Annotated in this window: 1 protein-coding gene; it reads right to left on the reverse strand. The window is 70.0% G+C overall.

Going from position 1 to position 743, the window contains the following annotated elements; genetic code table 11:
- Window positions 1-743: KUP/HAK/KT family potassium transporter (locus tag MKK82_RS23475; protein WP_243986972.1), on the reverse strand; the 743-nt coding region annotated here is incomplete at both ends.

Consider the following 743-nt stretch of genomic DNA (forward strand, 5'->3'; position numbering starts at 1 on the left):
GTGGCCATCGTGGCCAGCGCGACCAGCGGGTAATGCGCCCAGTCGGGCGCGAGCCGGTAGAAGGGGTTCTCGATCGCGTCGGGCTCGGCGATGATCAGGGCGCCCTGCCCGCAGTAATGGATCAGCAGTGCCGGCAGCACGAGGCCGAACCACGCGAAGCGGATCGCCGGGGCGCCGAAATGCCCGAGATCGGCATACATCGCCTCGCCCCCGGTCACCGCGAGGAACGCCGCGCCCAGCATCAGGAAGCTGACGTGCCAGCCGGCATGGAGCAGGAAATCGACCGCCTGGAACGGGTTGGCCGCCGCCAGGATCGCCGGCGTGCGCAGGATGCTGGGGATCGCGAGCAGGACGAGGACCACGAACCAGACCAGCATCACGGGCCCGAACACGCGTCCGATGGCGGCCACGCCCTTGTGCTGCACGAGGAACAGCCCGACCAGGATCACCAGCGTGATCGGCACCACGAACGGGCCGAGCGCCGGCGCGTCGATCTTCAGGCCCTCGATGGCCGACAGTACCGAGATCGCCGGCGTGATCGCGCCGTCGCCGTAGAGCAGCGCCGCGCCCACCAGCCCGACCACCAGCAGCAGCGCCTTCCACGTCCCGGGCCGGGCATGCCGCGCCCCGAGCAGCGCCAGCATGGCCACGATGCCGCCCTCGCCGCGGTTGTCGGCGCGCAGGATCAGCACCGCGTATTTCAGCGACACGATCAGGATCAGCGACCACAGGATCAGCGACAC

This window comes from Methylobacterium sp. E-046 (assembly GCF_022829625.1).
In the GTDB taxonomy this organism is placed as follows: Bacteria; Pseudomonadota; Alphaproteobacteria; order Rhizobiales; family Beijerinckiaceae; genus Methylobacterium; species Methylobacterium longum.